The sequence below is a fragment of the Polaromonas eurypsychrophila genome (assembly GCF_014641715.1).
GTDB classification, from domain to species: Bacteria; Pseudomonadota; Gammaproteobacteria; order Burkholderiales; family Burkholderiaceae_C; genus Polaromonas; species Polaromonas eurypsychrophila.
This window is the reverse complement of the sequence record NZ_BMIG01000008.1, coordinates 1-21,975: the sequence shown is the minus strand read 5'-3', so window position 1 is coordinate 21,975 and position 21,975 is coordinate 1. Positions and strand designations below refer to the sequence as shown.

The 21,975-nt window shown below is 60.7% G+C and carries 18 protein-coding genes and 1 riboswitch; of the genes, 12 read left to right on the top strand and 6 right to left on the bottom strand.

Annotation, left to right across the window (positions count from 1 at the left end; translation table 11 throughout):
- The first annotated feature begins 38 nt into the window (after positions 1–38).
- The 6 genes from IEX16_RS11975 (at position 39) to IEX16_RS11950 (ending at position 6,105) form a co-directional block, all read left to right on the top strand.
- A complete protein-coding gene (locus tag IEX16_RS11975; protein WP_188708725.1) occupies positions 39–968 on the top strand; it encodes a 2-hydroxyacid dehydrogenase in 930 nt (309 codons plus the stop codon).
- A gap of 168 nt (positions 969–1,136) precedes the next feature.
- Positions 1,137–2,045: a hydroxymethylglutaryl-CoA lyase gene (locus IEX16_RS11970; protein WP_188708724.1), complete on the top strand. Its 909-nt coding sequence runs from the start codon at positions 1,137–1,139 to the stop codon at positions 2,043–2,045.
- 21 nt (positions 2,046–2,066) lie between these two features.
- Positions 2,067–2,837, top strand: a complete 771-nt coding sequence (locus IEX16_RS11965) for a YbaK/EbsC family protein (RefSeq protein ID WP_229676315.1) — start codon at positions 2,067–2,069, stop codon at positions 2,835–2,837.
- Between the two features lie 28 nt (positions 2,838–2,865).
- Positions 2,866–3,510: a 2-hydroxychromene-2-carboxylate isomerase gene (locus IEX16_RS11960; RefSeq protein WP_188708723.1), complete on the top strand. Its 645-nt coding sequence runs from the start codon at positions 2,866–2,868 to the stop codon at positions 3,508–3,510.
- 178 nt (positions 3,511–3,688) lie between these two features.
- Entirely contained in the window at positions 3,689–5,365 is a 1,677-nt protein-coding gene (locus IEX16_RS11955; protein WP_188708722.1) for an MFS transporter, read from the top strand.
- 287 nt (positions 5,366–5,652) lie between these two features.
- The gene (locus IEX16_RS11950) at positions 5,653–6,105 is read left to right on the top strand and encodes a hypothetical protein (RefSeq protein WP_188708721.1); all 453 of its coding nucleotides are present in this window, start codon (positions 5,653–5,655) and stop codon (positions 6,103–6,105) included.
- Between the two features lie 197 nt (positions 6,106–6,302).
- On the opposite strand, the gene IEX16_RS11945 is transcribed toward IEX16_RS11950, so the two are convergent.
- The gene (locus IEX16_RS11945) at positions 6,303–7,415 is read right to left on the bottom strand and encodes an ABC transporter substrate-binding protein (RefSeq protein WP_188708720.1); all 1,113 of its coding nucleotides are present in this window, start codon (positions 7,413–7,415) and stop codon (positions 6,303–6,305) included.
- Between the two features lie 185 nt (positions 7,416–7,600).
- On the opposite strand from IEX16_RS11945, the gene uvrA reads away from it, so the two are divergent.
- Both uvrA and IEX16_RS11935 read left to right on the top strand, forming a co-directional pair.
- The gene (gene uvrA / locus IEX16_RS11940; protein WP_188708719.1) at positions 7,601–13,597 is read left to right on the top strand and encodes an excinuclease ABC subunit UvrA; all 5,997 of its coding nucleotides are present in this window, start codon (positions 7,601–7,603) and stop codon (positions 13,595–13,597) included.
- Between the two features lie 110 nt (positions 13,598–13,707).
- Complete coding sequence (locus IEX16_RS11935) at positions 13,708–14,541, top strand: DUF4399 domain-containing protein (RefSeq protein WP_188708718.1); 834 nt, start codon at positions 13,708–13,710, stop codon at positions 14,539–14,541.
- Between the two features lie 6 nt (positions 14,542–14,547).
- On the opposite strand, the gene IEX16_RS11930 is transcribed toward IEX16_RS11935, so the two are convergent.
- On the bottom strand, positions 14,548–15,375 hold the full coding sequence (locus IEX16_RS11930; protein WP_188708717.1) for an HAD-IIB family hydrolase: 828 nt from the start codon (positions 15,373–15,375) through the stop codon (positions 14,548–14,550).
- Positions 15,376–15,732: 357 nt separating this feature from the next.
- Positions 15,733–15,807: riboswitch (S-adenosyl-L-homocysteine riboswitch) on the top strand.
- Between the two features lie 99 nt (positions 15,808–15,906).
- On the opposite strand from IEX16_RS11930, the gene ahcY reads away from it, so the two are divergent.
- The 4 genes from ahcY to IEX16_RS11910 all read left to right on the top strand — a co-directional run bounded on the left by ahcY (position 15,907) and on the right by IEX16_RS11910 (position 19,946).
- Positions 15,907–17,346 carry an adenosylhomocysteinase gene (gene ahcY / locus IEX16_RS11925; protein ID WP_188708716.1) on the top strand — a complete coding sequence of 480 codons (1,440 nt, stop codon included), beginning with the start codon at positions 15,907–15,909 and terminating at the stop codon, positions 17,344–17,346.
- 123 nt (positions 17,347–17,469) lie between these two features.
- On the top strand, positions 17,470–18,468 hold the full coding sequence (locus IEX16_RS11920; RefSeq protein WP_188708715.1) for a TlyA family RNA methyltransferase: 999 nt from the start codon (positions 17,470–17,472) through the stop codon (positions 18,466–18,468).
- Positions 18,469–18,484: 16 nt separating this feature from the next.
- Positions 18,485–19,315 (top strand): methylenetetrahydrofolate reductase [NAD(P)H], encoded by an 831-nt coding sequence (gene metF / locus IEX16_RS11915; RefSeq protein WP_188708714.1) that lies wholly within the window; start codon positions 18,485–18,487, stop codon positions 19,313–19,315.
- 4 nt (positions 19,316–19,319) lie between these two features.
- Complete coding sequence (locus tag IEX16_RS11910) at positions 19,320–19,946, top strand: septal ring lytic transglycosylase RlpA family protein (RefSeq protein WP_188708713.1); 627 nt, start codon at positions 19,320–19,322, stop codon at positions 19,944–19,946.
- Positions 19,947–20,089: 143 nt separating this feature from the next.
- Here IEX16_RS11910 and IEX16_RS11905 read toward each other — a convergent pair whose 3' ends face one another.
- From IEX16_RS11905 to IEX16_RS11890, 4 genes are all read right to left on the bottom strand, one after another.
- Positions 20,090–20,554: a GNAT family N-acetyltransferase gene (locus IEX16_RS11905; RefSeq protein ID WP_188708712.1), complete on the bottom strand. Its 465-nt coding sequence runs from the start codon at positions 20,552–20,554 to the stop codon at positions 20,090–20,092.
- Between the two features lie 114 nt (positions 20,555–20,668).
- On the bottom strand, positions 20,669–21,046 hold the full coding sequence (locus tag IEX16_RS11900) for a hypothetical protein (RefSeq protein ID WP_188708711.1): 378 nt from the start codon (positions 21,044–21,046) through the stop codon (positions 20,669–20,671).
- A 93-nt stretch (positions 21,047–21,139) separates the two neighbouring features.
- Positions 21,140–21,421 (bottom strand): hypothetical protein, encoded by a 282-nt coding sequence (locus IEX16_RS11895; RefSeq protein WP_188708710.1) that lies wholly within the window; start codon positions 21,419–21,421, stop codon positions 21,140–21,142.
- Positions 21,422–21,449: 28 nt separating this feature from the next.
- Positions 21,450–21,863 carry a hypothetical protein gene (locus IEX16_RS11890; RefSeq protein WP_188708709.1) on the bottom strand — a complete coding sequence of 138 codons (414 nt, stop codon included), beginning with the start codon at positions 21,861–21,863 and terminating at the stop codon, positions 21,450–21,452.
- Between the last annotated feature and the right edge of the window lie 112 nt (positions 21,864–21,975).

Below are 21,975 nucleotides of genomic sequence, written 5' to 3'. Positions count from 1 at the left end.
GGCATCCTTTCAGCCTTGATCCCGGCACAATAAAGCCCATGAACATTCTTTTTTGTTGCACCGGTGCCAAGGCCGAGCCCTGGGTCGCCGGCCTGCGTGCGGAGTTTCCTGCGGAAAGTGTCGAGGACTGGATGCCGGGCGCGCCACCGGCCGACTATGGAGTGGTCTGGACACCGCCCCAGCAATTCCTGGATGAGCAGCCGCAGCTCAAGGCGCTGTTCAACATCGGCGCCGGCGTTGATGCCCTGCTGAAACTCAAGCTACCGCCCAAGGCCGCGGTGGTGCGGCTCGACGATGCCGGCATGTCGGTGCAGATGGCCGAGTATGTGAGCCATGTGGTGATCCGGCATTTTCGGGAGTTTGATGGTTACGAAGCCGACATTCGCAGTGGCAAGTGGTCTTACCGCAAGCCGAACCTGCGTGGCGACTTTCCGGTGGGCGTGATGGGGCTGGGTGTGCTGGGCGAACGCGTGGCGCGCACGCTGGCGCAGTTTGACTTTCCGGTGAAGGGTTGGAGCCGCTCTCCCAAAACCATCGAAGGTGTCCAGTGTTTTTCGGGGGAAGCGGGCATGGCGGACTTCCTGGCGGCAACACGTATCCTGGTCTGCTTGCTGCCGCTGACGCCGGAGACCACAAACATCATGAACCGGGGCATGCTGTCGAAGCTGCAGCCCGGTGCCTATGTCATCAACGTGGCTCGGGGAGCGCACCTGGTGGACGAAGACCTGATCGCGCTGATCAACAGCGGCCACATTGCCGGGGCCATGCTGGACGTGTTTCGCACCGAGCCGCTGCCTGCCGAGCACGCATTCTGGAATCACCCGAAAATCAACATCACGCCGCACACTTCGGCGCGCACCCTGCGCGAGGAAACGATTGCGCAGATTGCCGGCAAGATTCGCGCGGTGGAAAGCGGGACGCCAATAAGCAGCCTTGCCGGTGTGGTTGACCCAAAGAAGGGATACTGAAATGTCGCCCCCACGTTCGCTCACTGCGTGTAGCCTGCGGCATCTCCCTGCCCCTTTCATCACGAGAGGGGCCGCTGCTCCTGCGGGCCGGCAAAGCCGGACCCGCGGCCCCTGCTTGACTGACAACCGATCTGCGGCTCGCGATAGCCTATCTCCTGAAAGAGTCTCATGAAATATCCCGCAAAAGTTAAAATCGTCGATGTCGGCCCGCGCGATGGCCTGCAGAATGAAAAAGCGCCTGTTCCGGCGGCCATCAAAATCGAGCTGGTGCACCGCTTGCAGGACGCCGGCCTGACCGAGATCGAGGTCACCAGTTTCGTCTCGCCCAAATGGGTGCCGCAGATGGCCGATGCCGCCGAGGTCATGGCCGGCATCACGCGCAAGCCAGGCGTGCGTTATTCGGTGCTGACGCCCAACATGAAAGGTTTTGAAGCTGCCGTGTTGTCGAAGCCCGACGAGATCGTGGTGTTCGCTGCCGCAAGCGAGGCCTTCAGCCAGCGCAACATCAACTGCTCGATCGAAGAAAGCATTGAACGCTTCCGGCCCGTGGCTAAAGCGGCGCGTGCAAATAACATTTATGTGCGCGGCGCGATCTCCTGCGCTGTGGGCTGCCCTTACGAAGGCGAAATCGCGCCTGAACGCGTGGCCATGGTCGCGCGCCTGCTCAAGGAGATTGGTGTCCAGCACATCGGCGTGGCCGACACCATCGGCGTGGGCACACCGGTGAAGGTCGAGCGCGCCATGGAAGCGGCGCTGCAGCATTACGGCGTCGACGATATTTCCGGCCATTTTCACGACACCTACGGCCAGGCGCTGGGCAATACGCTGGCCAGCCTGCAGATGGGCATCTGGCAGTACGACACCTCGTCGGCCGGGCTGGGTGGCTGTCCGTACGCCAAAGGTGCGACCGGCAACGTCGCCACCGAAGACGTGGTCTACATGCTGCAAGGCATGGGCATAGAGACCGGCATCGACCTCGATAAGTTGATCGACGCCGGCAAATTCATCAGCGACTACCTGGAGCGCAAGCCGAACTCGCGTGCGTCCACGGCGCTCCTCAACAAGAGGGCGGGCTGATGCGCGCGGTGTGGAGCGAACGTGGGGGCTTTCAAGATGTGCGGAAGTGAGCTCAAGGTGCTTCCTGAAGGCGCTCAACGCGTTGCTGCCTTGCTCCAGGAGCGCGGCCACCCGCACTCGCCCGTGATGCTCGACGACGCGGCGCGCACGACGAAACAGGCGGCGGATGCGCTGGGCATCATGCTCGGCCAGATCGCCAAGAGCATCATCTTCAGGCGCAAGTCGGACGATGTAGCGGTGCTGGTCGTCACGGCCGGCGACCAGCGTGTCGACGAGCGCAAGGTTGAGGCCTTGGTTTGCCCGGACGGTAAACGGCTGGGCCGGGCCGACGCAGAGTTCGTCAAGGCGCGCACCGGATTTTCGATAGGCGGCGTGTCACCGCTGGCGCATGTCACGCCGCCAGTCACGCTGATCGACCAGAGCCTGTTCCGATTTGACGAGATCTGGGCGGCGGCGGGCCATCCGCATGGCGTGTTCAAACTGAGCCCGCAGCAGTTGGCGGACCTGACCGGTGCGCCGGTGGCTGACGTGACGGTGGACCCGGTGCAGGAACAGGTGTCGCAGCAGAATGCTATTGATTTAATAGCAGCTCATGCCCGTCGAATAAGGGCTGAAACCATAAATATCCCTTCTCCTTGCATCTCGGTGTGCCGCATGAGCGCGCTCACCGGCTGGTGCGAAGGCTGCTTTCGTACACGCGACGAGATCGCCGGCTGGAGCCAGGCCAGCGATGGCGGCAAACGCGCGGTCTGGAACCTGATTGAGCAGCGCATCGTGGCGTTCCAGGCGTGATGCTTGCCTCGCATCAAGGGTACTGCGCATGAAACACATCACCTTCTACCTTGACTTCATCTCGCCGTATGCCTACCTGGCGTTCGAGAAATTGCCGGAAGCGCTAAAGGGCATCAGCTACAGCGTCACCTACAAACCGCTGCTGTTCGCCGGTTTGCTGAAACACCACGGCCAACTCGGCCCGGCCGAGATAGTCGGCAAGCGGGAGTGGACTTACCGCCAGGTGCTGTGGCTGGCGCACGAGCAAGGCCTTGAGTTCCAGTTGCCGGCGCGGCATCCCTTCAACCCCTTGCCCCTGTTGCGCCTGGCCGTGGCCTGCGATGCAAAAGGTACGCCAAACCGCTATGTGTGCGAGACGCTGCTGCGGCATGTGTGGCGCGGTGGTGCGGACGCTGCTGACGAGTCACGCCTGGGCCAGATGACGGCGCTGCTGGCGCCGCAACGTGCGCCCGGCAGCGTGGAGGTCAAGGCTGACCTGAAGGCGCATACCGATGAAGCCATCCAGCAGGGCGTGTTTGGTGTGCCCACGATCACGGTGGACGGCAAGTTGTTCTGGGGCCTGGACGCCTTGCCCATGCTGCGCGCCTATTTGCTGGGCAATGCGTGGTTTGACGGCCTTGACTGGGACGCGGCGCGTCAGCTTGAGTCAGGTGCCACCCGCCCAAAACCATGAACGAAGCGACATTCTTCGCATCCTGAAAAGTTGTCCACGGGTTTTCCCTTGACTTGTCAGTAGTCGATAAGTTTCGCGAAAGCTCCTGTTGGTTTCACGTCAGAGCTAGGTCAGCGGCCAACAAAATAATGCCTTCAGCTTCCAAACGGGAGGCCTTACTATTTTGGAGACACAACACATGTCAACAGCTATCGACAACAGACCCATGTCCAAGGAGCAGAAGAAGGTGATCTTCGCTTCTTCGCTGGGCACGGTATTTGAGTGGTATGACTTTTACCTGTACGGCTCGCTCGCGGCAATTATTGCCAAGCAGTTTTTCTCGGGTCTTGACCCTTCAGCCGCGTACATTTTTGCCTTGCTGGCATTTGCTGCCGGTTTCCTGGTGCGTCCGTTCGGCGCGCTGGTGTTTGGCCGCCTGGGTGACATGATTGGCCGCAAATACACTTTTTTGATCACCATCGTGATCATGGGTGCGGCGACATTTATTGTGGGCTTGCTGCCCAATTACGCCACGATCGGCATTGCGGCCCCTGTCATTCTGGTCGCCTTGCGCATGCTTCAGGGCCTGGCACTCGGTGGTGAATATGGTGGTGCGGCCACTTATGTGGCTGAGCATTCGCCACACGGTCAGCGCGGTTTTTACACCTCATGGATTCAAACCACTGCCACGCTGGGCTTGTTCCTGTCATTGATGGTGATTCTGGGCGTGCGTCAGGCGGTCGGCGAAGCGGCTTTTGCCGATTGGGGCTGGCGTGTTCCTTTCCTGGTGTCCATTTTGTTGTTGGGTGTGTCCGTTTACATCCGTCTGTCGATGAATGAGTCACCAGCCTTTCAGAAAATGAAGGCCGAAGGCAAAACTTCCAAGGCACCTTTGTCCGAGTCCTTCGGTCAATGGAAAAACCTGAAGATCGTGATCATTGCCTTGCTGGGTTTGACCGCTGGTCAGGCTGTGGTCTGGTATACCGGTCAGTTCTACGCGCTGTTCTTCCTGACGACGATTGCCAAGGTAGACGGTGTGACTGCCAACTTGCTGATTGCTGCCGCACTGGTGATTGGTACGCCCTTCTTCATCTTTTTTGGCGTGTTGTCTGACAAGATTGGCCGCAAACCCATCATCATGGCGGGTTGCCTGCTGGGTGCGATTACCTACTTCGCAGTGTTCCCCATGCTGCTGCAGTACGCCAATCCGGCGCTGAAAATGGCACACGACACCGTTCCCGTGAGCGTCACAGCCGATCCAAAATCATGCTCCTTCCAGGGTAGCCCGATTGCTCGTGAGATCGACTTCACCAGCTCTTGCGACCAGGCCAAGCGCGTGTTGGCACAAAACTTCATTCCGTACAAGAACATCGCGGGTCCTGCTGGATCCGTCGCTTCGGTTCAAATCGGAACCACCTCAGTGCCATCACTGAATGCAACCTTGAACGACAAGCGCAATGCGTTTTCTGCGGAGAGTGCAAAAGGCATCGCCGACTTCAAGAAAGCCGTGCTTGACAGTGCAAAAGCAAACGGTCTGACCACCAAGGCTGACGACAAGAGCATGAACAAGCTCATGATTGGAGTCATTCTTGTGTATCTGGTGATCCTGGTCACTATGGTCTACGGCCCCATTGCTGCCATGCTGGTAGAAATGTTCCCAACGCGGATTCGCTACACGTCGATGAGCTTGCCGTACCACATTGGTAATGGCTGGTTTGGCGGTTTGTTGCCGACTACCGCATTTGCGATGGTGGCGGCTACCGGGGATATTTATTATGGTTTGTGGTATCCGGTCGTTGTTGCAGCCGGCACCTTCGTGATTGGCATGTTGCTGGTCAAGGAAACCAAAGACGTTGATATTTACGCCAACGACTGAAATCGTCAGAAAGGCCTCCTCGGTGAAAACGAGGGGGCCTCAACTTTGGAAACTCGATAGACTCTCGTTCATGCGCGGGAGTCTTTTTTATTGGAGACTGCGGAATGTGGAAATTAGTGATTGGATTTGTAGCCTTTGCGGCTTTGGCTCTGTATATGCTCAGCAAAGGCGGCGATATAGATCTGGGGGGTGAAAAGCATGGTGGCGACGCTGTTCATGCCCCCGTTGTGGCCGGCTCTTCGCCGGAGCCGGTCCGTTAGTCAAGAGGGCCACACTTACGCAACACCATGAAATACCACAAATCTGAAGCTGGGCAACTTGCCCTGAAAGACCGGTCGTTACTGACTCCCCGTCAGCGCTCTGCGTTCATTCTGTTTGATGGAAACCGCGACCTCGCGGCGGTGTTGCAAGCCACAGCGGGCATGGGCGTGACAGCGGAAGACATTGACCGCCTGATCGGTCTTGGCTTTTTGGTGCCACCCGATGTGGTGGCGGAAACGCAAGCTCAGGTCAATGTGCGAGAGGCGACTGCAACGCGACTGACGTCGCAAGAGCGGTACAAAAATGCCTATCCTGTTGCAGCGCAGTTGACGGCAAGCCTGGGCCTGCGGGGCTTTCGCCTTAATCTGGCGGTTGAAGGCGCAGGTAACCTGGATGCGTTGCTCGCGCTTTTGCCTGCCATTCGGAGCGCCGTGGGGCCCGCAAAGGCGGAGGCGCTGGAACAGGCCTTGCGCGACTGAACCCTGTTATGTGTTGACAGCATCCCATGCGTACGTTGAGGCCCTTCGGGGCCTTTTTAACGTCTGTATAACCCACCCAGAAAGCCACATCCGACGTATTGATTCAAGGAACTCGGGTATGTCTGTAAGGATGTGCGGAGCGGTCCGGGCAAAAAGCCGGGCGGAGCGCCCCGCATTCTCATCTTTCCGGCGGAAGCTCAACGCTTGAATTTGCCGTCTGTGCCGATGATTGAAAGGTCGGCGAAGTCAAGTCCGGTGTGGTCTTCCGGTGAGAAATTCACCTCCAGGCCGCCAATGTCAAGCTTGCGTATGCCTTCCAGCGCTGCATGGATTTTCTCGCGTGTTGGTTTGGTGCCGGCGCGGCGCAGGCCCTCTACCAGCACCTTGGCGGCAGCAAATCCTTCCAGCGTGGCCGGGCTGATGTCACCCGAACCCTTCGCTTTGGCCATTTCCTGCGCTTCCTTGACCATTGCGTAGGAGATAGAGCGTTCATAAGGGAAGACCTGGGTCACGATCACGCCGCGCGCATTGTCACCAAGGCTCTTGATAAAGCCGCTCGATGCGTTATTGGACAGCGTGACCACCTGCGCTGCGGAGCCGGCCGCGCGCAGCGCCTTGGTTCCGTCCACCACTGCCTGGCCGGAGGCCACCATGATGACCGCCTGTGTGTTGGTCTGCACCACCTTGGGTGCGAGCGGTGCGAAGTCAGGTTTGCTGCGGTTGGATTTTTCCAGTACTGAAGGCTGCAGCTTGGCGGCCGCCAGTCCTTTTTGCGCACCCGCCACGCCATCGGCGCCGAAGCTGTCGTCGGCGTAAAAAATGCCGATTCGGGTGATGCCCATGGAGTTCAGGTGGGCGACGGCTTTTTCGGCCTCGCGCTGGTAGGTGGCGCGCACATTGAAAACATATTTTTTGACGGGCTGATGCAGCACCATGGCACCGGTGGACGGGCCAATCAGCGGTACGCTGTATTTTTCAAGCAGGGGCAGTATGGCTTCGGTATGGGGTGTACCGCGTGTCAGGAACATCGCCGCCACGTTCTGCTCCTCGATCAGCTTGCGGGCGTTTTCGGCAGCCAGCTTGGGATCGAACTTGTCGTCCAGCGAGATCAGTTCGATCTTCTGGCCGTTAACGCCGCCTTTGGCATTGAGGGCATCAAGGTAAAGTTTCGCTCCATCGATGGTTTCCTTGACCCCCGCGCCCACAGGGCCGGTGAAGCCGGCGGTTTGCCCGATCAGTATTTGCGCGTGAGCAGCATGGCTCAGCAATGCCATGGCGATGGCGACGCACCACTTGCTTGATATCTTCATATTCTCTCCTTGGGGGGGGGGGGCGAACAGCTCACGCGCACTGCCGGCGCTGCCAGTGTGGAAACTGCGGCCGGGACGCTTAATGTGTTTCAAGGTGTAGCGGCATGGAGAAGCCTTAACCCCACGCGACGAAGTGGTGAACCGGCTGTCTAGAATGTTTGACCTCACCAGGAAAGCCCCCACCCATGTCACAGGGAATCATCCGCATCCGCGGTGCGCGCCAACACAATCTAAAAAACCTCGACCTGGACATACGCACGGGTGAAATGACGGTGGTTACCGGCCCCAGCGGCTCGGGCAAGTCTTCGCTGGTGTTCGACACGCTGTTCGCCGAAGGCCAGCGGCGTTATGTCGAAACCTTTTCGGCCTATGCGCGGCAGTTTCTGGACCGCATGGACAAACCAGCGGTGGACAAGGTCGAGGGTGTGCCGCCGGCGATTGCGATTGACCAGACCAATCCGGTGCGCAGTTCGCGCTCCACTGTGGGCACTATGACCGAGCTCAACGATCACTTGAAGCTGCTGTACGCCCGCGCCGCGCAGTTGTTCGACAAAAAGACCGCGCAGGCGGTGCGCCATGACACGCCCGAGTCGATTTATGCCGAATTGATGGCGCGCACCGCTGCAGGCGATCCGCGCCTGGTGATGACTTTCCCTGTGGAGTTGCCTGGAAATACCAGCGCCGAGGAGGTCACGCAGTGGCTGTCGGCCAGCGGCTTCACGCGGGTCCATGCGGAACGCGACATGACCGCACCTGCCGGCCCGCACAAACTGCTCGATGTGGTTGCCGACCGTTTTCGCATTCATGCGGCTGAAAAGTCGCGTGTGGTGGAAGCGATTGAAATGGCGCTCAAACGCGGCGGGCGGCTCAATGTGTATGTGCAGGCGGGCGGAAGCGGCGAGAGCGCAGGGCCGCCCCAAGCCGAGCCAGCCCCTGTTCCTGATGTCAGGGGCAGCGTACCGCCGCAGGCTCACGAAGTGAAAAGCGTGGGGTCTCAGCACGCTGCAGAAGAAATGTGGCGCTTTTCGACCGGCCTGCATTGCCCCGACAGTGACCTGCGTTATGCCGACCCGACCCCTTCGTTATTCTCCTTCAACTCGGCTATGGGCGCATGCGAGACCTGCCGCGGTTTTGGCCGCGTCATCGGCGTCGATTACGGTCTGGTGATTCCCAACGACAAGCTGACCTTGCGCTCCGGCGCCATCAAGACCCTGCAGACGCCGGCCTGGGCCGAAAACCAGGACGACCTGATGCGCCACGCGGAATCCGCAGGTATTCCGCGCGACACGCCCTGGTACAAGCTCACGCCGGACCAGCAGCACTGGGTGATTCACGGCACACCGGCTTACAAGAACGGCCAGTGGAAGAAGCAGTGGTATGGCATCAAGCGCTTTTTTGCTTACCTGGAAACCAAGGCTTACAAGATGCACATCCGCGTGCTGCTGTCCAAATACCGCAGCTACACGCCATGCGAGACCTGCGGCGGCGCGCGCCTCAAACTTGAAGCGCTGCTTTGGCGCCTCGGCTCCAAGGACGCCTCGGACGCAGCGCTGCCGCCCGACAAACGCTTCATGCCGGTCGGTGTGGACTGGAGCCGCGCACAGCTTGAGGCCTTGCCCGGCTTGAGCGTGCATGACCTGATGCAGCTGCCGATTGACCGCTTGCGTGAGTTTTTTGTTGCCGTGACCGTTCACCCGGAGCCTGTCGAAGGGCAGGCTTCGACAGGCTCAGCCCGAACGGGTGAAGAGAAGGCGCTCAAGTCCCTGTTTGAGGAAATCCATACGCGCCTGAAGTACCTCAGTGATGTCGGCATCGGCTACCTGACGCTGGATCGGCAAAGCCGCACACTGTCGGGCGGCGAGGTGCAGCGCATCAACCTGACCACGGCGCTCGGCACTTCGCTGGTCAACACGCTATTTGTGCTCGATGAGCCGTCCATCGGCCTGCATCCGCGCGACATGAATCGCATCACGCAGGCCATGCACCGGCTGCGCGACGCCGGCAACACGCTGGTGGTGGTTGAGCACGACCCGGCCGTGATGATGGCGGCGGACCGCATGATAGACATGGGACCCGGTCCGGGCGAGAAGGGCGGGCAGATTGTGTTCGACGGCACGCCTGAAGACCTCAAACATGCCGATACGCTGACAGGTGCCTACCTGGGCTCGCGCAAGCAGGTTGGCATGGGTTTCAAGCGGCCCGTCACGGACAACACGCCGCGCCTGATTCTGGAAGGCGCGCGCGACCACAACCTGAAGAACCTTACGGTGGAGTTTCCGCTGCAACGCCTGGTCTGTGTCACCGGTGTCAGCGGCTCCGGAAAATCGACGCTGATGCAGGACATCCTGGCACCGGCGCTGCTGCGCCAGTTCGGAAAGGCAGCCGAAACCCCGGGTGTGCACGACCGCCTGATGGGCGCCGATTACCTGACCGATGTGGTGTTTGTCGACCAATCGCCGATTGGCAAGACGGCGCGCTCCAACCCGGCCAGTTATGTGGGCGCCTGGGATGCGGTGCGTGAGCTGTTTGCGCAGGCGCCGCTGGCCCGGCAGCGCAGCTACACCTCGTCCAAATTCAGTTTCAACAACGGTGACGGGCGCTGCCCGACCTGCGGCGGCTCAGGTTTTGAACATGTGGAGATGCAGTTCCTCAGCGACGTTTACCTGCGCTGCCCGGACTGCGACGGCAAGCGTTACCGGCCTGAAATCCTGGAAGTGACCATTGAGCGCAAAGCGATCGGCGATGTGCATCCGCGCCTGATGAATGTGTCCGACGTGTTGAACCTCACGGTCAGCGAAGCCAGCCAGTTGTTTGCGCAGGACCGCGAGGTAATTCGTGCGCTGCAGCCCATTGTGGATGTGGGGCTGGAGTATGTGAAGCTGGGCCAGCCTGTGCCGACACTGTCGGGCGGCGAGGCGCAGCGTCTCAAGCTGGCGGGTTTCCTGGCTGGCGCGTCCAAAACTGCGAGCGTCAGCCGGCAGCCGCTGGCGCTGAAAAACATCAACCGCGGCACCCTGTTCCTGTTCGACGAGCCGACCACCGGTCTGCACTTTGACGACATCGCCAAGTTGATGCGCGCGCTGCGCAAGCTGCTCGACGTCGGCCATTCGCTGATCATCATCGAGCACAACCTCGATGTGATCCGATCCGCCGACTGGTTGATCGACCTCGGCCCCGAAGGCGGCGAGGCCGGCGGCTTGCTGGTGGCCCAGGGCACGCCCGAAGCTGTGCGTGAACACCCGACTTCGCACACCGCACTGGCGCTGCGCGAGTATGAAAAAGCCATGGGCAAGGTGCATGGTGTGGAAGAGGCGCGCACCAAGGTCTGGAAAACAAAGCCGGCCTTCTCCAACCTGATCCAGATCGTCAATGCCAAGGAGCACAATCTCAAGAGCCTGTCGGTCAACATCCCACGCGGCAAGTTCAATGTGGTGACCGGCGTGTCGGGCTCCGGCAAGTCCACGCTGGCCTTTGACATCCTGTTCAACGAAGGCCAGCGGCGTTACCTCGAGTCACTCAACGCCTATGCGCGCAGCATCGTGCAGCCGGCCGGTCGCCCCGAGGTCGATGCGGTCTATGGCATCCCGCCGACCGTGGCGATCGAGCAGCGCCTGTCGCGCGGCGGGCGCAAGTCCACCGTCGGCACCACGACGGAGGTCTGGCACTTTCTGCGTCTGCTCTACGTCAAGCTCGGCATCCAGCACTGCACCAAAGATGGCGCGGCCGTGATGCCGCAAAGCCCGGAAAGCATTGCGGCCCAGCTGCTCAAGGCGCACCGTGGCCAGCATATCGGCTTGCTGGCGCCGCTGGTGATCAACCGCAAGGGCGTCTACACCGAACTCGCCGACTGGGCGCGGCCCCGCGGCTACACGCATCTGCGCATCGACGGCGAGTTTTTGCCGACGACGAACTTTCCGCGTATCGACCGTTTCAAGGAACACACGGTAGAACTGCCGATTGCCGATATCCATGTGACGCCCGACAACGAAGCGGCCTTGCGCCAGGCATTGGCGACGGCGCTACAGCACGGCAAAGGCGTCGTGCATGTGCTTGCGCCACTGACCGGTTTGCGCGGCGCGATGATGGCTGGCACATCGACCAAACAGCTTGGCAAGTTGCAGGCCTCGTCCACGCAGCGCGCCTGCCCGGTGTGCTCTACCTCTTACCCCGAGCTCGACCCGCGCCTGTTCAGCTACAACAGCAAACACGGCTGGTGCCCGGACTGTGTCGGCACTGGCGTCAAGCTGACCAGAGAGCAGCGCAAGGTGTTCGACGACTCGGTGCGTGACGACAACAACAAGGGCCGTGAACAGAGTTTTGTTGAAGCGGATGTTGATGAGGTGCTGGACGCGACCTGCCCCGGTTGCCTGGGCACGCGCCTGAACGCGCAGGCGCGGGCGGTGAAGTTTGCCGGGGTTGGCATTGCCGATATCGCCGCTTTGTCCGTCACTGATGTGCGCGCCTGGGTGGAAAAACTCGCGCTATCCGGCCGCGAAGCCGGCATTGCGCGCGATTTGATCCCCGAGATCAAGAGCCGGCTCGAGTTTCTCGAAGACGTGGGCCTGGGCTATCTGACGCTGGACCGTGGCGCGCCCACGCTGTCGGGCGGCGAGGCGCAGCGCATCCGGCTGGCCGCGCAGCTCGGCTCCAATCTGCAAGGCGTCTGTTATGTGCTGGACGAGCCGACCATTGGCCTGCACCCGCGCGACAACCAGATTCTGTTGCGTGCGCTGGGCAAACTCAGCGAGCGCGGCAACACCCTGGTGGTGGTGGAGCATGACGAAGACACGATTCGCCGCGCCGACAACATCATCGACATAGGCCCTGGCGCAGGCAAACGCGGCGGCCAGCTTGTGGGTCAGGGCACAGCTGCTCACCTGGCCACCCTGCCCGATTCACTGACCGGGCGTTACCTGGCGAATCCACTGATCCATCCGCTGCAGCCCAGGCGCGAGACACGCACTGGCTTGGCGCCCGCGATGACGCAGGCGCCCGAGGCTGCGGATGTCAAACCCGTGAGCAAGCAGAAAGCAGCCGCGCTCAAGGCCGCGGCGCTGAAAGCGGCGGCCGCCAGCGCCAGCGCGCTGCACAACGCCGCGCCGGTGGCGGCCGGGCCGTTCACGTCCTGGCTCAAAGTGGTGAACGCGGACTTGCACAACCTCCAGAAGGTGTCGGTCAGCGTGCCGCTGTATCGGCTGGTCGCGGTCACTGGCGTATCCGGCTCCGGAAAATCCACCCTCGCGCGCGATGTGTTGCTGACCAATGTGCATGCCGGCGTCATGTTGCGCTCTACCAAGGCCGGTCGTGATGCCGACGACAAAGGCAAGACGGCGGCCTGGATCGGCTGCGAAGCGATCGAGGGGTATGCGGCGGTGGACCGCGTGCTGGAAGTGGACCAGACGCCGATTGGCAAGACGCCACGCTCCTGCCCGGCCACCTACATCGGCTTCTGGGACACGGTGCGCAAACTGTTTGCCGACACGCTGGAGGCCAAGGCGCGCGGCTACAGCGCCGGGCGTTTCAGCTTCAACACCGGCGAAGGCCGTTGCCCCACCTGCGAAGGTGCGGGTGTGCGCACCATCGGCATGAGCTTTTTGCCCGACGTGAAAGTGTTGTGCGAAACCTGCCACGGTGCGCGTTTCAACCCGGAAACCCAGGCCGTCACCTGGCGCGGCAAAAACATCGGCGACGTGTTGACCATGGAAGTCGATGAAGCCGTGACGTTTTTTGCGTCCATGCCCGCAATCGCGCACCCGCTGCAGTTGCTGAAAGATGTGGGCCTCGGTTACCTGACACTGGGCCAGCCGTCGCCGACGCTGTCGGGCGGCGAGGCGCAGCGCATCAAGCTGGTGGCCGAACTCTCCAAGGTGCGCGACGACATCACGCGGCGCGGCCAGAAGGCGCCGCACACGCTGTACGTGCTGGATGAACCCACCGTGGGCCTGCACATGGCCGACGTCGAAAAACTCATCCATGTGCTGCACCGCCTGGTCAACGGCGGTCACAGCGTGGTGGTGATAGAACACGACCTCGACGTGATTGCCGAGGCCGACTGGGTGATCGACCTGGGGCCCAACGGTGGCAATGCGGGCGGGCAAGTGGTGGCATCGGCGCCGCCGGAAGCGGTAGTCAGGATGGGAACCCACACCGGCAAGGCCCTTGCCAGCGTGCTCGCCCGTTAATCCGGGAAACCCGCAATAGTGAAGGGGTTTCCGTGTTTCGGTAAATAAATGTGACTTACTGTTCTTAAAATTACTAACTAGTATTTTCTGACGTTTTTCATAGAACACCCATGACACGATTTGCCTGGCACCTGCCTACCCTTTTCTTTGCCCTGTTGATGAGCGTAGGCACCGGGGTCTCGGCTCAGGTGCCTGCGGCCCCTGTTGCAACCGATGAGGTCGAGGCGATGCCGCACCCGTGGGTGGTGCCAGCGCCGCGAGCAGCCGAGACCTATTTCACCAATCTGAAGGATGGCGGTACTTACGAGTCGCCGTTTGTGGCGCGATTCGGGCTGTCCATGCGCGGGCTGGTGCCTGCGGGCCAGACCGCCGGCCGCGCCGGCCACCACCATTTGCTGGTAAACCAGGATTTGCCGCTGGACTTCAAGAAGCCCCTGCCTTTCACCGACCAGTACATTCACTTCGGCAAGGGCCAGATGGAAATGGTCGTGAACCTGCCGCCGGGCAACTACAAGTTTCGCCTGCTACTGGCGGATCAGGGCCACATCCCCTATTTTGTGTACAGCAAACCGCTGAGCGTGACCATCAGCAAACAGAACAAGGCGGTGACACCAGCGTCGGTGCAGGGCCCGGCCCGTGTCGAACTGTTGAGCCCGGCGGACCGTGAAACCGTCAAGGGCCCGTTCCGGGTCCAGTTCCACGCCACTGGCTACAACGTGTCGCATGTCGGCCCCAAGGCGGCGGACACCGGGCATTTCCGGCTGACCATGGAGCGCGCCGGGCGAAAGCCGGAGGTGCTTGATTTCACCGCTGGCCAGACCGAAACCTGGCTGAATCCGCCGGCTGGCGACTACAGCCTGCGGCTGGAGATGGTCAGCAACGCTGCGGAGGGCAAGGTGCTCAGCGCGGCCAAACCCTCGGTGCTGTCGGTCGCTGCCCGTTGATCCTGCTCAGGTCGAACTGCTGCGCGCGTCCAACAGCGCCGTGGCCACCTCGGCAAAGCCGGCGCCGCGTTCACCGTTGGTGATGTAACGCGGCTTGTGGCTGAGCGCTGCTTCAAAGCGGCGGATGTTGGCCACGCCCACCGAGTGAGGGAAGGCCTCGAACATCAACTGGTCGTTGGTCGAGTCGCCGACATAGACCCAGCTCGCCATCTCCGCATCGAGATCACGGCCGAACAGTTCGCGGACAATCCAGCGCGCGCCTGCCAGCTTGTTGTGCGCGCCGAACCAGCCATTGATGTGGATGGAACTCACGGTTGCGTTCATGCCTTCGTCCTGCATGATCTGCACCGCTTGTGCGATGGCAGCGGGCGGCAAATGCACAAACTCGCTGTGGTCGATGGCGATGTCGGTCTCGCGCCCCGGGCTGTCTTGCGAAATCACCGCGCCGGACACTTCGCGCTCGATACGGACAGCGACCTGTTGCATGCGGGCGTAGTTGGTCTGCCGTGTCGGAGCGTTTTGCTGGTATCTTTTTGATAGCTGCCCATGCCCGCCAGCCATGGGCCGGAGCCCGATTTGGCTTGAAATCAGCGCCACTGCACCGTTTTCGGCAACGATGGCATCGACCGGCCAGGCCAGCGCAAACGGCTCGCTCCAGCCGACCGGCCGGCCGGTGATGGGAATCACATGAAAACCTGCGGCCTTGAGGTCGCTGAGGGCCCGCAGCGCGTCGGGGGTGATAGCGCCCCCGGTGGTCAGCGTGTCGTCGATGTCAGTGAATACGCCGGTGATGGCGCGGCGCTCGCTGGCCGGCCAGGTGCTCAGTTCTTGCATCGTGAAATTTTCGCACGAAGAATGCGGCCCCCACGGTTGCTCACTGCGTGTAACGCCCTGCCCCCCGAGGGGGCGCATTTTCCCTTGGGGCGGCCCGACGGGAAAACCTGCCCCCACGCTTCCCACTGCGTGTGGTCGCTGCCCCCCGAGGGGAAGCTGCGCCTTGCGGCCGGCAAAGCCGGACCGCGGCCCCTGCTTGCGAAGAGATGCCTTCGCGGTGGCCTTTCTTGATTCCTTCGTCCTGAGCTTGTCGAAGGATGCGCCTGCGGCTCCTGGCCCTTCGGCAGGCTCAGGACAGGCCAAGGCCAGTTCCGCGGCCCGTGCTGGTGAATTGCCCACACATGGGTATAATTCAGGCTTCCTGAGGAGCGTTGCAACCCACGGCATGTGGTCTAGGCTCAGGAAATTCATTTGCAACCACGCTCACCCGCATGTGCTTTCAAGCCGGGTGAGTTGACCAACCCCCGCTGACCTGACGCCTTGCGGCCGAGGCTATTTTGCCCTTTGGACTCTTGATTTTGGAGATACCCCATGAACGCCGTATTGAAACCCGCGCAGACCACGCCTGACTACATAATTGCCGACCTGGCGCTTGCCGCCTGGGGCCGCAAAGAACTGAAAATTGCCGAGACCGAAATGCCCGGCCTGATGGCCATCCGCGAAGAATTCGCGAAAGCGCAGCCACTCAAGGGCGCGCGCATCACCGGCTCGCTGCACATGACCATCCAGACGGGTGTGCTGATCGAGACCCTGCAAGCCCTGGGTGCCGACGTGCGCTGGGCTTCGTGCAACATCTTCTCGACGCAAGACCACGCCGCTGCCGCGATTGCAGAAGCCGGTACGCCGGTGTTCGCCATCAAGGGCGAAACCCTGGCCGACTACTGGGACTACACGCACCGTATTTTCGAATTCACCGGCGCCAAAGGCTCACCGGAAGAAGGCCCGAACATGATCCTGGACGACGGCGGCGATGCGACGCTGCTGATGCACCTGGGCACCAAGGCCGAGAAAGACGCCTCCCTGCTGTCCAAGCCGACCAGTGAAGAAGAGATCTGCCTATTCAACTCGATCAAGGCCAAACTCGCGCAAGACCCGACCTGGTACAGCCGCCGCCTGAAAAACATCGTTGGCGTGACTGAAGAAACCACCACTGGCGTGTTGCGCCTGAACGAGATGTCGGTCAAGGGCACGCTGGCCCTGCGCGCCATCAACGTCAATGATTCGGTGACCAAATCCAAGTTCGACAACCTGTATGGCTGCCGCGAGTCGCTGGTCGATGCGATCAAGCGAGCCACCGACGTGATGATCGCCGGCAAAGTCGCACTGGTCGCCGGTTACGGCGACGTGGGCAAGGGCTCGGCCCAGGCGTTGCGTGCGCTTTCGGCGCAAGTGTGGGTGACAGAGATCGACCCGATCAACGCCCTGCAGGCCGCGATGGAAGGCTACAAGGTCGTGACCATGGAATACGCCGCCGACAAGTGCGATATTTTTGTCTCTGCCACCGGCAACAAAAACGTCATCACGTATGAACACATGGCGGCCATGAAAGACCAGGCCATCGTTTGCAACATTGGCCATTTCGACAACGAAATCGATGTCGTTGCACTTGAAAAATGCACTTGGGAAGAGATCAAGCCACAGGTTGACCACGTGATCTTCCCGGATGGCAAACGCATCATCCTGCTGGCCAAGGGGCGCCTGGTTAACCTCGGTTGCGGCACAGGCCACCCGAGCTTCGTGATGTCGTCCAGCTTCGCCAATCAGACCATTGCGCAGATCGAACTGTTCACCAAACAGGCTGATTACGAAGTGGGCAAGGTTTATGTGCTGCCCAAGCATCTGGACGAAAAAGTAGCGCGTCTGCATCTCAAAAAGGTCGGCGCGATGCTGAGCGAACTCAGCGATGAGCAGGCTGCGTACATTGGTGTGAGCAAAGCCGGCCCGTACAAGGCAGATACGTACAGGTATTGACCACAAGCCGTGTCATGCCGGACTTGATCCGGCATCCATGACTTCCACCCCTGGCGATGTATGCGGCATGGATTGCGGGTCGAGCCCGCAATGACATGCCGTGTGGCGCCATTGAAAGCCATCATGCGCGCTGACATCTTCCTCGTTGACAACGGCTCTGCTGCCACCCGCTCCCAGGCCCAGCGTCTGATTGCCTCGGGTGTGCGCTGGCGTGCCGAAGAAAGTTCGCCCTGGAAAAAAGTCGCCAAAAATGGGGACGAAATTCCTGCGGGCGCCGAGATCGAAATTCCCGACACCACTGAAGCCAAGTACATCTCGCGTGGCGGGCTCAAGCTTGAAGGCGTGCTCAAAAGTACGGGAATCCAGGTGGCGGGGCTGCGTTGCCTGGACATCGGCCAGTCCACCGGCGGCTTTACCGACTGCCTGTTGCAGCAGGGTGCTGTGCAGGTCGTGGGTGTGGATGTGGGCCATGGCCAGTTGCACCCCAGCCTGCGCGAAGACCCCCGCGTCGTGTGTATCGAAGGCGTTAACGCGCGCGCCATGACTGCTATGGATTTGGTAGCTGGTCCCGCCCCTGTGACAAGGGCTGAGACCGGATTTGATGAAGAAAATTTCGACGGCGACGAGGATGCCGAACCCGTTGAAGCCAATTTTGACTTCCTGACCGCCGACCTGTCTTTCATTTCGCTGACGCTGGTTTTGCCCGCCGTCGTGCGCCTGCTCAAACCCGGCGGCAATGCGCTGATGCTGGTCAAGCCCCAGTTCGAGCTGCAACCCGGCCAAATCGGCAAGGGCGGCATTGTGCGTGACGTGGCGCATTTCGAATTTGTCGAGCAGCGCCTGCGCGACGCCTGCACCGCACTCGGCATGGACGTGAAAGCCTGGCTGGTTTCGCCGATTGAAGGTGGGGACGGCAACCGAGAGTTTTTCATCCACGCCATCAAGGGCCATGACAATGCCGGTGAAGACCAGCCCTTGCCCGCGGCGCCAGCGCGCAAGGCCGCCAAACGCACGCCGCGCAGCGAGCTGCGCGCGATGCATGAAGCGCATGAAGACTCTGAAGAGGCACACGCAGGCCAGCATGGCCCGGCGCGCGGCAAACGCCGCGACAAAGACGACTGAACAAGAGAGACTGGTGATGAACGTTCCGATCAGCCTTGAATTTTTTCCGCCCAAGACGCCTGAAGGCGCCGACAAGCTGCGTATCACGCGCCAGGCGCTGTATGCACTGAAGCCTGAGTTTTGCTCGGTCACCTTTGGCGCCGGTGGTTCCACGCAAGAGGGCACTTTTGGTACCGTCGTTGAAATTCTGAAAGAGGGCGTGGTTGCCGCCTGCCACTTCTCCTGTGTGGGTGCGACCAAAGCGACAGTGCGCGGACAACTGGCGACCCTGCAGGCCATGGGGGTGAAGCGCTTGGTGGCGCTGCGCGGCGACCTGCCCAGTGGTTACGGCGCGGGCGGCGAGTTTCATTACGCCAGCGACCTGGTGGCATTTATCCGCGCTGAAACCGGCGATGCCTTCCACATCGAGGTGGCGGCTTATCCCGAGATTCATCCGCAAGCCAAATCGGCCGACGCCGACCTGCAGGCCTTTGCAGCCAAGGTCAAAGCCGGCGCCAACTCGGCCATCACGCAATATTTTTTCAACTCGGACGCCTACTTCCGATTTGTCGATGACGCTTTCCAGCTTGGGGTTGATGTGCCGGTGGTACCCGGCATCATGCCGATCACCAGTTCGACGCAACTGATGCGTTTTTCCGATGCCTGCGGCGCCGAGATTCCACGCTGGATCCGCCTGCGGCTGCAGGGTTATGGCGACGACATCGCCTCCATCAAAAGCTTCGGGCTTGATGTGATCACCGACTTGTGTGACCAGCTGCAAACTGCGGGTGTGCCGGGCATTCACTTCTACACCATGAACCAGGCTGGCCCGACATCAGAGATCATCCGGCGTCTGCAGTCGGCTTGAAGAGATGCTGGTTTGTGTTGATTGGCTGAAGCCGCGCACCATCAGGCCTGCCGTTGCCCTCGGCCTGCTGGCTCTGCTAACGGCCTGCACAACGGCGCCATCGGCACCAGATCACCCAGTTACCAGCCCTCTGCCGATAGCCACACCGGCGCCCGTGGCAGCCAGCCCTGAGGTTGCGAGTGGGCTACTGGACCCTGACCCGCCAGTCCCGGAGTCACCCAGCGTCCGGCCTCGGCCGGCTCTACTGGCGGGGGAGCCTGCGCGCGAGTTCGAACGGGGTGCTGCGTCTTGGTACGGCCCGGGTTTTCATGGCCGGCTGACGGCCAGCGGCGAACGCTACAACATGAACGCCTTCACAGCCGCTCATCGCACTTTGCCGTTTGGTACGGTTGTGCGGGTGCACAGCCTGGTCAACGGTCGTGACGTCGACTTGCGCATCACGGATCGCGGCCCTTTCAGCCGCAACCGCATCATTGACGTGAGCCGCGCAGCGGCGGCAGAACTTGGCATGCTGGGCCTGGGTTTCAAGGAGGTGGTGGTGCTGGTTCCGGAATCGATACCAGCGGTGGCCGCACCGCCAGCAGCCACAAAACGGCCGCGTACCGTCAGGCGGTTACCCAGCCCGCGCTGAACCCAACTTTGTCATCCCGGACATGATTCGGGATCCACGCCGGGTGCGCCGCTGTCGCACCCATCAAAGAAAATTTCTCCCAAAAGAAATGTGCCTCCAGCCCTTATCCGTCGGGCGTAAGCAGCTCCTGAATACATAGCGTTTTATGCTGGCGCAGCAGGTAACGCCATGCGAAAACTGTAGCCGTGGCGCTCAAAATCGAGCGCGTCGTAAAACGCATGCGCCTTCTCGCGTTTGATGTTGGATGACAGCGCGAGCTTACAGCAGCCGCTCTCGGCGGCCAGCGCCATGGCGTGGCGCATCATGGCCTTGCCGATACCCTGGCCCTGCACAGCAGGGTCCACCGCCACGTCTTCAACCACCGCCGACGGCGCGCCCAGATGGCCGATGTTGTCCATGATGAGCAGGGCAAAGGTGCCGATCACCTGGGTGCCCCGGACCGCGACGTATAACTTGTAGTTGGGGTAACTTGCCATGCGCTCCCAGATACGCTTTGCATCCGCCAGTGGAAGGGTGTCTCCGTCATCAATGTCGGGCTGGGCATAGAGCAGCAGCACAGCGGGCAGATCGGACGCGAGGGCGAGACGCAGGATCAGTGAATCGGTCATGGCTGCACTTTTCATGGGCAGCATGTCGGTGAGATGACACGGCCTCTTTTTTTGCCGCCGTCATTCAGGTGCTGAGGGCGTTGATAAGGTCAGCCGCTTGTCCAAGATGGGCCGCTAGAACCACCAGCGATACCGGCGCTTGTTGCTCGAGTGCAAGCGCAAGTCATCCCCGAGTTCGTTCTGCTTGGGCCCCTGACCAAAGAAACCCAGGTAAAAAAAGAAAACTGCACCTGCAATCAGCGCAAGTACAGCGAGCCAAATGTCGTCCGGCGACTTCCCGGCGGGATTTGAGGTAGCCGTGGAGAACGCGCCGATCATCAGAGCCCCGCCCACTGTGAAGCACACCAGTCTGCGCAACCATACCCAAAGTGTTGCAAGAACTTTTTCGAGCCGCGATGGCGGTCTCGTGCGATCTCGCGTTCCGAAATACCAGGGAATCGCGGCTAGCAATGCCACTGCCAAAAGAACTCCAAAGTAAGCCACTGTATTCATGCTACTGGTCACCAGCGACCAGGAAGGCGCCCATATGTGTTTCCAAGGCAGTAGCTGCTCTTGTCATCAAGCTGTGATCCCGCGAATGCACTGTTAGCTGCCTCCCCCAAAAGTTGAAAACGGAAAACAAACCACAGAAACGTTTTTTGGAAAACAAATGCCCAGCATTACCCCAACAAGGATTGAACCCAAAGCCCACCAAGCCAGGGTAGACAGAGAGACCGGCAAGGGGCCAAGCGCGAGCCGGCCGAGGATGCCGATCCAGAAGCAGCCCATACCGCCTATGAATGCCCCGATGATGCGGTCGCGGCGCGTGACCGGAGCGTTCCACCAACGCACATAGTTCTGGTATCTGCTTTGAAGAAACCTGTTCATCATTGAGCACCTGATGTGAATGGAGCGGCTACTCTGCCGCCTTGCCTGCGTACCACCGCGCGCCAGCCCCAGAGAACAACCAGTACAGCGCGACCACCTCCAGGATTGAACTGAGCCAGAAATTGGCCTCGGTCCACCAGGGTTCAGGCGTTTCAAATGGCAATAAGAAATACCCGGCGGTGTTGATGACGGCGAAGACGAGCAAGGTGATTCGCGCCCAGTTTTTTCGCCTCGCTGCAAAGGTGATCAGCGTGGCATACAAGCCCAAAAGAAGCAGAAAAACAATGACAAGAAAACCTGTCTCACCGGCCATGTCCGGCTCGGGAAACATCAGCGTGAGGACTGCATCGACAACGACCAGGGTTTGCGTGATCCAGAGCAGGATGATGGCCTGGCGGACTTGAGGTGGGGTATCGGGTTGGCGCATTGACTTATTTTGCATGGACAGGGTTAGACATCACTCGCCATGCCCCCGCTGGTTGACTCCTAACGAGGCTGTAAAAAAACCCAATTTCCACCCCCGCCATTTCGGCTGTGCACGGTTCGCGGATCGG